This window comes from bacterium, assembly GCA_016708315.1.
Taxonomy (GTDB): Bacteria; Zixibacteria; MSB-5A5; order CAIYYT01; family CAIYYT01; genus JADJGC01.
Genome location: JADJGC010000024.1, coordinates 203,582 through 216,521 on the forward strand (window position 1 = coordinate 203,582; position 12,940 = coordinate 216,521).

Genomic DNA, 12,940 nt, shown 5'->3' on the forward strand with positions numbered 1-12,940 from the left:
AGATGCGGGCATAAGGACAGAAGTCCTTAAAAGAGGCGGCAGGAATATCAGGGGCAATTGTTAAAGACAAATTAAGGTTTGACTACTTGGCGAAAAAAAACCGGGATGGCGCCATCTGCCATCCCGGTGAGCCCGTCTTTTTCTGAAGCAATTTTCAAGACGTCATTTGCGACCAGTCGAGCCGTTAGTTCGAATGCTTTGACCGCATTCCCGGAGGAGCAGTCTTGGCAGTGCGACCGTCATCGTGGCAGTCGTCGCACTTCGGATCGGCGTCGTATTTGTTGTCAGTATGACAGTCAGCGCATTCCATTTCGGAGTGAACTTCATCAAGGTGCAAGCCGGTCACGGCGTGTTTGAAGTTCGCCTGATTCCAACCCTTATGGCAACTCACGCACATTGAGTTGAGTTTGGAAATCTGCTTGCCGGTCGGATGACAGGCCCAGCAATCCAGTTGTTTATGGTATTGATTAAGCGGCCAACCGGTCTTGTTGTGTGAGAAGCCAGGGCGCTCCTTGGTATCGTGACACTTGGCACAGGGATCGGCTTTGTGGCAATCATTACAGATTGCGTGCACCTGTTCTTGAGTCTTCTTGACCTTGCTGGTTTGTTCGATGTCATGACAGTTGCCGCAGTTTTCCTTTTCATGGCAATCAACACAACGGAATCCAAAGAGGTCGATATGTTCCTTGTGCTGGAATGTTACGACTGGTGCGCTCGGGTATGGAGTCTGGTAGACCTTCTTTACCGGTTCGGTAATCACCGGGTGCGGTTTGCCGATGATGTCGGTCGGATCTTCGCCTGCGACACCCATTGCACCCTCGGCATTCGGGATATGGCACAACACGCATTTCGTGTCGTGACTCCATTCGCGGTGGCAAGACAAGCACTGACGATGGTATGCGCCCTTGAGGTTCGGTTTCTTGAGATCGGTAGATTCCGAAATTGGGCTATGGCAATCCGCACAGGGCGGAATGACGCCCTTGGGACTATAGTGGTGACAAGTCGCGCAGTCGGTGCCCATTTGCGCCATCGAAGCGTGGACCTTGTGGTTGAAATGTACGGGCTGATAGAGATCTGACAATTGAGACAGGAGCATCGAATCAGGAGCTTCCTGCAATGCATGAGCACCCTGTTTGTGAACCATCTCAACGCGAGGGCAGGATTTCAAGCATGGGTCCTTCAGAGTAGGAACTTCACATGTATGGCAAGCTTTGCAGTCAGTTGTCGGCATTGGCGACGAGCTATTGCGTTGAGCTAACAACGGCAATGCTACTATGACGATGGTGATTGTGACCGCAATCGATATTAGTAAGCGACTTCTTTTCATTTTATCTTCCTCTCCCCTACGCCGTTTTCACTGAGCTAATAGCTGCTTTTTCACCGCTGTGTTCACTGGGCGGAACAGCAATGACGGGCAGATTGAGAACGATGAATCGGTAGACGAGTACAAGTGCACAAATCAGCCCGACAGTCACAAGAATCTCGAAGAGAGACGGGAAGTATGTTTTCTCGGGATAGAGCGGCGTATACGCCGTCAAGAATACATTGATACGATTGAGGGCGACGCCAAAGATGACGAGCGAAGCCGAGGTGAACAAGCCGGCGACAGAGTTTCGGATCTTGCGCTGCGAGAGCAGGACAATCGGAGCAACAACGCCGAGCAGTATTTCAATGCCAAACATCAGCGACTCATAGGTGCCGGTGAAGACCAGCGGCCATACTTCACGAATGGTAAGATCGCCAATTTTGACGGCAAGATAGGCGCCGAGCAAGACTGGAGTGTAGGTGGCTATTGATGAGAGAATCTTGGTTTCCGGTTTGAGTTTGAAACTGCGCGAAGCCAGCAAGGATTCGAATATTACCATCGGGAAACCGACAGCGATCGCTGACATCAGAAACATCAGCGGCGAAATCGGCGAGTACCACAGCGGGTGCATCTTGGTCGGCGCTATTACCATCAAAGTTCCGAGCGATGATTGGTGAAGGCAGGAAAGAACGACGCCGGCGATGATGAACAAAGAGATGAAACGCCCGAGGAACTTATGACAGATGAGAAGCCAGGAGTCGAGCAGCTTGTTGAAGATTCTCAACGGTCCGGGAAGATTGACCTTGCCGCCAAATCGTTCGGCGACGATCGGCAAGAATTCGATGTAGAGAACTGTTAGGTAGACCATAACGCACATACCGACCTCAAAGAGGACGGAGTTGCCTTGCCACATGCTCGGAAGCATCGGATGCCAGACGTTGTAGTAGCGTCCGAGATCGGCAAGCAAGCCGATGACGACAAAGGTATAGCCGAGCAGAGCTGTTAACAAAGCCGGGCGAACGATAACGTGATAGCGCTCTTTATGGAAAATGTCTGCCAGCGCTGCGGTAGTGAACCCGCCGGCGGCCAGCGCCACACCAGAGGCGACATCGATAGCGATCCAGATACCCCACGGGTATTGGTTGTCGAGATTGGTGGCGGCTCCAATACCGAAGATCAGGCGATATACATAAGCGAAGACGCCCATCCCGGCGATAGCGGCGACGATGGTAGTTCCCTTAGTGAAGAATGGGACCTTGGTAATAGGAGTCGGGATTTCATGAGCGGTCATCGTCTGACTCCTTGTCTTCCTTGTTCTCACGAAGTGAATGCATGATTAAGCCGAGCAGTCCATATAGTGCCAGCGGCGGAACAAATGATTTGAAGACTCCGTGCTGAATTGTCTCGGTGGTATGTGGAATCGGGTCATTTGTAAGTTTCGGCAATTCGGTATTGATGAAGTCGGTGGAAGCGAGATACATCCAACTGGTGCCACCGATTTCGTTTTCGCCGTAAACGTGATTGTGATAGAGCTCAGGTTTTGCTTTGATGCGCTCATTGGCCAAGTTGATCAGTTGCTCGCGAGTGCCAAAGGTGAGGGCTTCATTGGGGCAAATACCGACGCAAGCCGGTTTACGGCCTTCTTCGAGACGTCCGAGGCAGAAGGTGCATTTCATCACGCGCGGTTTCAGGGCTTCTTGATACTCGTACGCGGGAATCTGGAACGGACAGGCTACCATGCAGTAGCGACAGCCGATACATTTCCAAGCATCATAGTCGACGGACCCCAGTTTGTTTTTCTTCAGGGCACCAACAATACAAGCAGAGACGCACGCCGGATGATTACAGTGCATACACTGGACTTTCATCGTATATGGCTTGGCGTTTTTCGGATCCTTGAACTCGTTTACAACCGTGTAAGCGTTATCAACCGGTCGACGATGGGTCTTGTAGACGGATTTGTCTTCAAAGGTCTGAATGTCGGTCGTTGAAAGTTTGTGTTCGTTGTTGCAGGCCCATTCGCATTTGCGACAACCGATACAGACGACGGTATCAACCAGAACACCATAAGTCTGGCTGCAATCGATCGGATAAGCATCGTCGCTTGCCTGAAGGCTTCCGCCGACGGAAGTAGCTGCTCCGACGGCTGCCATCTTGAAGAGGTCCCTACGTGTGAAACTCATCTAAGATCACCTCTATTCTTCCCTATTCCTATACGTCGAATCGAGAGAGAATGTGAAACATTTCACAAGACTCGACGCAATTTCTCTCATATCCGCGAGTATTCATAACTATCTGCTTTAGGTTTGTCAAGCCTAAAGTAGACAATTTCTACTATTTATTGTGTCGACTTTACCCGCAATAGACTTAACTAAGTTTGTCGTCTTTTTTAAATGACTTCATTTTTCTCCCCTTTATGTTGGATGGACCTATCGATAATTGACGAGGGAATCAAGAGATTTCTTGCCACGATTCGTATACTCCCTTCTCTCCCAAAAACTAAGCGGCAGTCCCCGAGAGGACTGCCGCTGTAGGTGTTATCAGAGACCTACGAGAGGTTTCTTATGAACAAGAGGCTGGCGGGCAGAACGGAGCCGGGCCGCCACCGAAGATGTGAGCAATGAGATACACAGCGTCAGAGATGCTGATTCCACCGCTACCATTGGCGTCACCAAGACACGGAAGAGCCGGTGCCGGGCCACCACCAAAGATGTGGGCGATAATGTAAACGGCATCAGAGATGCTATAACCGCCGCTGTTGTTGGCATCGCCACAGAGGCAGGAGCCAGCCGGAGGAGCGGTATTCAAATAGTTAGCCTGCCAGAGAGCGGTCCAGCAAAGCAACCAGTTGTCGTTTGAATTGAAGGCGCCAGCATACGGAGCAGACGCGAACCAGCTGTTTTCAGCCGGAGCATCTTTGAGTCCGATCGAGAAGGCCGGACTAGCGGCAGACGGTCTCGGATCGAGAGCGTTCTGGCCAGCGAAGCGGCTGCGAGCGCGATCATTGCCCGTGAAGAGCGGCTCATCAATTACGTTGTCCCAACGTCCGCCCGGTACGGAGGCAATGGCGCCACCTGCAAGCGGATAGTCGGTGAACAGACGCTGTTCGGTCCAAGTTTGAGCACTGGCAACAAGCGCCGGAGTGATCGCCGCTGAGTTGACTGCGCACCAGATGGTTCCGAAGATATCGAAGTCAGCCACGGCGTAAGCCGGGTTGACGTTGGAGTATCCACCGACCCAGTTCGGGTTGGTGAAGGCACCGGTCAAGCAGCGGCTATGGTATTCGGCATCAATCTGGCCGCCGAGGATCGTGCAATCCGGAAGCGGAGCCAGGCTGAATGACGGGCCGGACTGGTCTTCGATGAAGACGCCGTTGCGCGGCCATTCGTAGAAGATCGAATTGCGGATATGTCCACCGGTGTTTTCCTTCGCATGAATGGCAGCATTCTGATTCGAAGGAGCGGCAGCAAGGACCTCGCCGCGACCGAATGCGGTCACGTTGTAGACGGTCGGACGAGCATAAGGCTGGGTATCAGCGTTGGCATCGTCGCCATCGATTTCGAAGGCGCGGTCGCCGTTGGTCGAATCGTAAATCGCGAACAGGAATTGGAGATTACCAGTGTAGCCCTGATCCCAATCGAAGGCATCGTCGTCATTGAAAGCAGAGACAAGATAGCGGCAGTTCACAGTACCGCCGAACCATTCGAAACCGTCGTCAAGATTAGCAAATACTTCGATGTGATCGATGGCAGTACCGTTGCCGACGCCGCCCATGGTCAGACCATTGATTTCGTTGGCAGCACCGATGACTGATCCACCGTGCTTAAGCTGAACCCACTGGATCACGCCAGAATTGTCGAAAGCGTTGCAGCCGCCATACTGAGTAAGCGGGGATGCCGTGAGGCCTTCGATAAAGTTAGTGGCGCAGATTTCCGGGGCGGTGACGGTGCCGTTGATCGGAGCGTTACCAAGTACGATGAGCGAACCCCAGAGGCCACGGTCAGAGCGACCAAGGTCGTTCGGATCGTTGACATCGTCGGTTTGCGCAGTGAAAATGATCGGGCAGCAGGAATCGCCAAGAGCAAAGATCTGGGCGTTGCGCGTGATGACCAAGCTGGAAACTGATCCGGGCGGAAGGCCGGTGACACCCTTGACGATGGTGCCCTGCTCAATCGTCAGACGAGCGGAGTCGGTGACGAAGGTTGGACCCTGGAGGATGTAAACATTGTCGTTAGTCCAGTTAGTATTCGCGGTGATATTACCAATCGCAACGTTCACGATAGTCTTACCGGTTTCGTCGAAGCAAGTGGTCGTGCGAGGAGCACAATTGAAGTAATTAGCTTCCCAAAGTGCTGTCCATTCGCAGGCCCAGTTGGTGGTAGCATCAAAGGCGCCTGCATATGGTGCGGGCGAGAAGAAAGCATCTTCTGCCGGAGCATCGGTACGCGGCTCAGTGAAAGCCGGGCTATTCAATGCCGGGCGCGGATCAAGAGCGTTTTGACCGGCAAAGCGGGCGCGGCTCAGATCCATACCGAAGAAGAGCGGATTGTCAATTATGTTGTTCCAGCTCTGGCCAGTCAAGGTCGCGGCAAGAGTCGGATAATCGGTGAAGAGACGCTTCTCGGTGAACGACTGGTTGGAAGAGAGTTCGTTCGGAAGAGTCTTGGCGTTGCGGCCAATGTTCCACCAGATGGTTCCATAGATTGTGAGGTCGGATCCGGTTCCAGCGCTGCCGGCATAGGTCGGATTTGCGTAAGCCGGAGCTGCCGGAGTGAAATTGGTATTGTACGAACCGGTGAAGCAACGGCTACGGTATTCGCAGTCTTTTTGCGTCAGGATCGAGCAGTCGGGATAGTTCAAGCTGAATGACGGCGACGACTGATCTTCCATGAAAGCGCCGTTACGCGGCCAGTCAATGATGATCGAGTTGCGAATATGGCCGCCGGAGTTTTCCTTGAAATGGAATGCAGCGTTGGCATTTGACGGGGCTGTCGGAAGCTGTCCGCGACCGATTGAAGTCACGTTGTAGACAACGGGGCGAGCCGTCGGGTCAGTGTCAGCGTTGGCATCGTCGCCATCGGATTCAAACAAACGGTCGCCGTTGGTGGAATCCTTAATGGCGAACAGGAACTGAAGCTTTCCGTGGTAGCCTTGATCCCAATCGAAATCGTCGTCGTCGTTGAAGGCGGAGATGAGGTACTTGGCGTTGACATTGCCGCCGAAGAATTCAAAACCGTCGTCAAGGTTGGCGAAGACTTCGACGTATTCAACGGTCGTGCCAGAACCAACGCCACCAAGGGTGAGACCGTTGATTTCGTTGGCAGCACCGATGATTGAACCACCGTGCTTAAACTGGTTGTAGCGAATGATACCGGAATTATCGGTCGGATCGCAGCCACCGTAGGTCGTCTTGGCCGAAGGCGGAAGACCTTCGATAAAGTTGGTCGGGCAGATTTCCGGAGCGGTGACCGTTCCGTTAATCGGCGCCTTGCCAAGGACGATGAGCGAGCCCCAGAGACCGCGGTCTGAGCGACCAAGATCGTTCGGGTCGGAGACATCGTCGGTACAAGCCGTCCAGATGATCGGGTCTTGCGCAGTACCGTTGGCGATGATGGTTGCACCGCGCTCGACGATAAGCGACGCTACGGCACCCGGAGCGAGACCGGTGATACCTTTAATGATGGTACCCGGTTGGATAGTCAACGTAACGCCAGAGATGACATAAGTCGGTCCCTGGAGAACGTAGACGTTGTTGCTGGTCCAATTCGTGTTGACGGCGATATCGCCGATCGGCACGAAGACAAGAGTCTTGCCCGGCTCGTTCGTACACTGTCCGAACGCGTAGGACGCAGACATCAGCAACATCAAGATTACTGACAATAAGAATTTACGATGCACTGGTTACCTCCTGTGGTAGTTGTGCACAAAGGTTTTGGTTCTTGTTTTGTGGTAAGTAAAGAGATGTGATGCGATGCCTGCGGCATCGGAAGTTTTGCCTGCCTCCCACACGACAACCTGAGAGAGAAAACGGGAAGCGGAAAGGTGCTTCGAAGTATGTAAAACGTTCAACCATGACCTTCGTAAATTCGTCCGTGAAAGTTAGTATCCGATAAGGGAACTATTAATTCTCACCTATTGATTACAGCGAGTAGCTGAGTCCAAGGGAGAAGGTCCGGCCCACACGATAGAGCGAGCGGACATACTCCTGACCGCCGGCTTCCTGAATCGTGTATTTGTCTTCATTGAGAATATTCTTGGCTGCGAACTTCGCAGTCAGCAAGCCGAAGACTCTCTGCGAGAGTGAAAAGTCAACAAGCTGTCTTGATTTTTCGAAGATGTCCGGGCTCTGGTAGCCGACTTCTGCCAAACGGTCGCCGAAGATATTATAGAAAACCGCGACTTCGGTTGCACCGCTCGGGCTGGAATAGAAGAGGTCCAGATTCACGACATAAGGCGACTGACCGCCAAAAGCGCGGGTTGTATTCGTGGAATCGGCAAGGCCGTTCGAAATTCGATATGACAGTTCGGTCGGGTCGATATCCACTTCGGAATGAACCAGCGTCAAATTGCCACCGATTTGGAAGTTCTCGAGGAACTTGATTCCGGTGTGATCAAGACGGCGACGGAATTCAAATTCGGTTCCGTAGACAATGGCTTTTGGCACGTTCAAATAGCTGACGTCGCCATTAAGCGAACGATTGAAGCGTTCGATAGGATCCTGGAAGTTCTTGTAGAAGCCGCTGACTGCGATAACTTCGCCGGGGCGGGTGAACCATTCCCAGCGCAGATCCCAGTTACGAATCAGTGTGCGCGTAAGTTTGTTGTTACCAACGTTGATGTTTCCAACCAAAAACTCATAGCTGGCAAAGGGAGCCATTTCACGAATGGTGGGACGGGCGGTCGTGATGCTGAAGGCGCCGCGCAGATTCATCGTCGGGAAGAGATGATATACAAGGTTGAGCGACGGCAACCAGTCGGATGCACCATAGGCACCACGAAAATCCGCGGAAGCACTATCGAGTGATTCGACCCACTGATCGGTCTCTTCAAAACGGGCACCAGTAATGATGTCGAGTCGAGAATTCAGTTTCCACTCGACCATACCATAAAACGCTGTGATATTCTGCTCGCCTGAGTATGTGTCCGTCTTGTTGCTCAGATTTTCCGGCAGAATGCCCCAAGTGTAGCGCCAAGCGTCGATTCGCTGATCATAGGTCGAATCGATAATACCGACGTTTTCATCGATCAGTACGTCGGTTGGTTCCGTGTAGCCAGAGTAGAGGGATGACGATTGAGTCGGATTTAGTCGCAACATCCAGTTATCCTGATGGCGATCCTTGGCGAGATAGGCACCGCCGATTTTGACTTTTGATCCTTCGCGCGCGAATGAGATTGGTATCGTCAGGTCGGCTTTGAATTCGCGATTTTTCTCGGTGAGATATCTGAAGTAGTGGGTCGGATAGGGATATCCAGAAGTGATGCCTGCAGAAATCAGACTGTCATTTTCATCGTAATTGGCAATATCCGTCCAATAACGAAGATCGGGATCATCTTGCTCGTTCTTGGCAAATGAAGCGCTCCAGTCAAGGCGGGATTTCTTCATCAAAGGCAGCTTCAGCGCGTGGTCTCCAGAGTACTGGAAAACTTGCATCGAACGTTCAGTATACTGCCAGACGCTACTGCGCAAGCGCTGGTTTTCTTCAGTGTATATTGACCAGTAGCCTTCGAGATGTCGCGATAGTTTTTCGCCATGCTGATTTCTATTGAAGCTGAACCGCAACTTGTGCTGAGGGCTCACAGCCAAATTGGCAGAAAGCAGTCCGCCCCAAAGGACCTCTTCGGATGCTCTTTCGTCGGTGTAATCTTGAAAGCGGTTAAGGCCAGTCAATTCTCCGCCGTTGTTGATAACTTCCCACCGACGCGAAACACCATCACCACTGTATGAGTAATTGCGATTATAGGTAAGCGAACCCAGAACACCGAGCGGGCGGCCAAACATCGTATAGAGATTGCCAAACGAAAGAGAGTAGCCCTGATTGAGCGGGACTTTTCTTTCAGAGAAGTTGAAATCGCGGTTGAGAGAGTTTGCAATATCATCGAGATAGTGTGCATAAGCTGCATTGCGACTGTCTCTTGCAACGGTGTAACCGCCGCGAGTGCTGAAGTTCGAGTCAACGAGAAGTTGCGGCGCATCGCGGAAGCCGTCGTCAAAGCCGAGCCACTCCTTGGAGCTGCCGGCGTGTGTGAGAACGCCTTCCTTGAGCGAGACGTTATCATTGTATGAAAGCGAAGTTGAGAACTTGAGTGTGAGCTGTTCCGGAAGGTCCTTGGTATTGATATTGACAGAGCCACCGGAGAAGTTGCCCTGTTGATCGGGAGTGAAGGTCTTCTGAACAACGATGTTGTCGAGCAAGCCGGCGGGAATGAGATCCATTTGCACTGCCGGACGATCAGGATCAGTGCTGGGCATCTGCGAGCCGTTGAGCTGAGTATTGGAATAGCGGCCTTCCATGCCGCGAATGACTGAGTACTTGCCGTCGACGACAGATGCGCCGGTGATTTTCGACATGGCGGCGGCGGCATCGCTGGCGCCGGAGCGGGAAATAGCTTCAGAACTAATAGCGTCTTGTGCTGCGGGCGCTTGCTGACGGAGTGAGAGCATTGCGGCTTCGCTGTTTTCGAGGCGAGTAGCTTCGACAACGACGACCTCACCGACGACTTCTTCGACTTTGAGCGAGAAGTCAAGCTTGGTGGTTTGGTTAGCAGTGACAGCAGCGCTTTCGACTGACAGCTTGGCATAGCCAATCATCTCTATAATGAGGCGATAGGTTCCGACCGGGACATTACTAATGAGGTAATTTCCATCGAGATCGGCCTGTGCGCCTAATTTCGTTCCTTCGAGTACGACAACAGCGCCGATGAGCGCCTGGCCGTTGTCCTTGTCAACAATCTTCCCCATGATTCGGCCGGTCTCGACTGTCTGCGCGTATACGTTGGACATTGAACCAACGCAAATGAGCGCAAGCAGGATCGTAAACAGCGCGAGTATTAGTTTGTTTGTTTTGTGGGAAGATTTCATCCCTGTGACTTTCTTCATTGCATTCCCTCTCCGGTTATTTTCTTACCTGAAACTGACATTGTGAACGAGGCACGATCGAATCGAGTTGTTGCCTGAGGAGATTCGCTGGCTTCGGACACGCGGGGAAAGTCACCAATGCGTGTTAGGGGAGTATTAGGAACAATTTAGAATTGCGGTTTTTGGAAAGATGGGAGTGTTAGGAATTGGTTAAGAGGTGTCGCGATCGATGAAATCGGGAGCACCCTCACCCTGCCCTCTCCCAGAGGGAGAGGGGTTTGGTTGATATGTGCTTTGGGAAGAGCGTTACACGAAGGCTTTGACGATTTCGCGCTGAAGGACTTGCAGTTCTCCGTAGGCGCGATTGATCTCTTCGACCTTTTCCTGAAGTTTCTTCATGAGCTTGTTTCGTTCGAGGCCATTACGAAGAACAATCAGGATATCGGAATTGTCCCAGGGTTTTTCGAGATATTGAAATAGGCCGACATCGTTGATGGCTTTGATGGCGTTTTCCTTGTCGGCGTAGCCGGTTAGAATGATGCGCGGCACCTGCGGATAAAGGTCGCGGACTTTGGTGAGAAAGGTGATGCCGTCCATTTCCGGCATGAGATAGTCGGACATGACGAGATCGATTTCGTTCTTCTCGATGAAACTGAGCGCGGCGTTTACCGAGGTGAATGTTTTGACATCGTAGTTGGTTTCGAGACTAAGGAATGAACTCAGGCTCGACACGACCATTTCTTCGTCGTCGACGATCACGATGGTTTCCGGTTTTTCGACTTTATGTGAATCTGACATTAAGATACTCCTGTAATCATACAACTTCTATAGCAACAATCGTGATATCGTCCGGTTCCTGACCGTCATCACGGTATCTGATGGCAGTATCGGCGAGGAGTTCGACCATATCGTCGACAGTAATACCAAGCGCTGTTGCCAAATGTTCCGCCATAGCGCCGTCATCGAATTGCGAACCATCCGCAGCGGCGGATTCGCTGACACCGTCGGTATACAGCAACAGACGCTCGCCGGGTTTGAGCGTGATTTCGGCACACTCGCCGGGAGAAATTGCTCCCGGGAGGTCGACTCCCATAAACAGCCCATTGACGGGCACGCGCTCGATTCCCTGCCCTTGCGTACGAATCAAGATCGGGTGCGGCAGTCCGGCATTGACAATCTGCACTTTACAGCTCTCCGTGTCAAGGATTGCCAAGAGCCCGGCAACATAGATATTCTCGGGAAGGCCCTTTAGCAGGATGTCGCTCATGGCGGCGGCGATCTCGGTGATCGGTTTTCCGCTATCGATGGTGGTAGCAAAGGCGAATTTTAGCAGTGCTGTGCTAAGGGCGGCCTGGATGCCGTGACCCGTTGCATCAGCTACGATAATGCCGATGCGGCCATCGGGAAGGGTTTGCAGATCATAGAAATCGCCACCGATCTCCAACGCGGGCCGAAAAGTCGCGGCAAAACGGAAGCCTTCGACCAAGGGGAATGATTTGGGAAGCAGATTACGCTGGACCTGCTGGGCAAGAGACAACTCCTGCCGAAGAATGCCCTCGCGGTTGGCAAGTGCGTCAAAACTACGGATCGATTCGTCGAGTTCCTTGAGTTTCTGCTGGAGTGTTTCCTCGAGGGTCTTGTTTTGGATACCGTTGCGCAGAACCATTTTGATGTGTTCGTTTTCCCACGGTTTTTCGATGTATTGGTAGAGCCCGATTTCGTTGATCGCTTTGATTGCGTTGCCCTTGTCAGCATAGCCAGTGAGCAGAATACGCGGCACGGTCGGATACAACTTCTTGACTTCGGCGAGAAACTGCAATCCGCTAAGTTCGGGCATCAGAAAGTCGGAGATGACGGCATCAATGGATTGGCGCTGAATCGCGGAGAGCGCTTCCGTAGGCGAGCGGAAAGTTATCACGTTGTAGTCGGTGTCCAATTGCAAGAAGAGTCCGCAGACTGGACAAGACGATATCTTCGTCATCCACGATCAGGACCGTAGGTCGGTGAGGGATATTACGATGTATGAGCGTGTCTGCCACCATTGTCAATTCATTGCTTTCGTTGTTTTCGCGATTCCCGATTAGCGTTGGCCGTCGTTACACGTCAGCTCGCGAGCGGTCGATTTGAACGCGGTCGACAATATTACGGAGTCGACCGGCCAAAGTTTTCAGAATCCCTTGAGAAATTTGCACGTGATCAGCGAGAATCTCAACGAAATCCTCGCGGTCGATTTTCAGGAGCCGCGAATCTTCCAATGCCGTAGCGGTAACGAGCCGGAGTTCTTCATCGAATAGCGCCCAAGTACCGAAAGCGTGATTGGCAAGCGCAGTTGTTATCTCCTGCGTGCCTTTGTGTAACCGAACTGAGCCTTCGATAACGAGAAATAACGAATCGGCCGGGTCGTTTTCGCGATAAATTGTGTTTCCGGAAGAAGCTGACGTTTCCTTTGCGATGGCAGCCAGATATGCGAGTTGTTCGGTCGGCACCAGTGCAAAGAGATCGACGTTCTGCAGGAGTATGACTTTTTCAATCGTGGTTAACATTGGTCCTTAATAGAT

Annotated in this window: 8 protein-coding genes; all 8 read right to left on the reverse strand. The window is 52.1% G+C overall.

Annotated features, from left to right (window positions below):
• Positions 1–184: 184 nt before the first annotated feature.
• Entirely contained in the window at positions 185–1,327 is a 1,143-nt protein-coding gene (locus tag IPH59_17010) for a hypothetical protein (GenBank protein MBK7093386.1), read from the reverse strand.
• 16 nt (positions 1,328–1,343) lie between these two features.
• Positions 1,344–2,597, reverse strand: coding sequence for a Ni/Fe-hydrogenase cytochrome b subunit (gene hybB, locus IPH59_17015; protein MBK7093387.1), 1,254 nt, complete (start codon positions 2,595–2,597; stop codon positions 1,344–1,346).
• Complete coding sequence (locus IPH59_17020; GenBank protein ID MBK7093388.1) at positions 2,584–3,489, reverse strand: 4Fe-4S dicluster domain-containing protein; 906 nt, start codon at positions 3,487–3,489, stop codon at positions 2,584–2,586. The genes hybB and IPH59_17020 overlap by 14 nt, the downstream gene beginning before the upstream one ends.
• A 379-nt stretch (positions 3,490–3,868) precedes the next feature.
• On the reverse strand, positions 3,869–7,204 hold the full coding sequence (locus IPH59_17025) for a hypothetical protein (GenBank protein ID MBK7093389.1): 3,336 nt from the start codon (positions 7,202–7,204) through the stop codon (positions 3,869–3,871).
• A gap of 241 nt (positions 7,205–7,445) precedes the next feature.
• Positions 7,446–10,403 carry a TonB-dependent receptor gene (locus IPH59_17030; GenBank protein MBK7093390.1) on the reverse strand — a complete coding sequence of 986 codons (2,958 nt, stop codon included), beginning with the start codon at positions 10,401–10,403 and terminating at the stop codon, positions 7,446–7,448.
• 285 nt (positions 10,404–10,688) lie between these two features.
• Positions 10,689–11,180, reverse strand: coding sequence for a response regulator (locus tag IPH59_17035; GenBank protein ID MBK7093391.1), 492 nt, complete (start codon positions 11,178–11,180; stop codon positions 10,689–10,691).
• Between the two features lie 16 nt (positions 11,181–11,196).
• Positions 11,197–12,363 (reverse strand): fused response regulator/phosphatase, encoded by a 1,167-nt coding sequence (locus tag IPH59_17040; protein ID MBK7093392.1) that lies wholly within the window; start codon positions 12,361–12,363, stop codon positions 11,197–11,199.
• A gap of 115 nt (positions 12,364–12,478) precedes the next feature.
• Positions 12,479–12,925 (reverse strand): cyclic nucleotide-binding domain-containing protein, encoded by a 447-nt coding sequence (locus IPH59_17045; GenBank protein ID MBK7093393.1) that lies wholly within the window; start codon positions 12,923–12,925, stop codon positions 12,479–12,481.
• Positions 12,926–12,940 lie beyond the last annotated feature (15 nt).

Coding starts and splice junctions, on each gene's coding strand:
- IPH59_17020 (MBK7093388.1), bottom strand. CDS start 3,489: ATGAGTTTCACACGTAGGGACCTCTTCAAGATGGCAGCCGTCGGAGCA.
- IPH59_17045 (MBK7093393.1), bottom strand. CDS start 12,925: ATGTTAACCACGATTGAAAAAGTCATACTCCTGCAGAACGTCGATCTC.
- IPH59_17040 (MBK7093392.1), bottom strand. CDS start 12,363: ATGACGAAGATATCGTCTTGTCCAGTCTGCGGACTCTTCTTGCAATTG.
- IPH59_17010 (MBK7093386.1), bottom strand. CDS start 1,327: ATGAAAAGAAGTCGCTTACTAATATCGATTGCGGTCACAATCACCATC.
- IPH59_17035 (MBK7093391.1), bottom strand. CDS start 11,180: ATGTCAGATTCACATAAAGTCGAAAAACCGGAAACCATCGTGATCGTC.
- IPH59_17030 (MBK7093390.1), bottom strand. CDS start 10,403: ATGAAGAAAGTCACAGGGATGAAATCTTCCCACAAAACAAACAAACTA.
- hybB (MBK7093387.1), bottom strand. CDS start 2,597: ATGACCGCTCATGAAATCCCGACTCCTATTACCAAGGTCCCATTCTTC.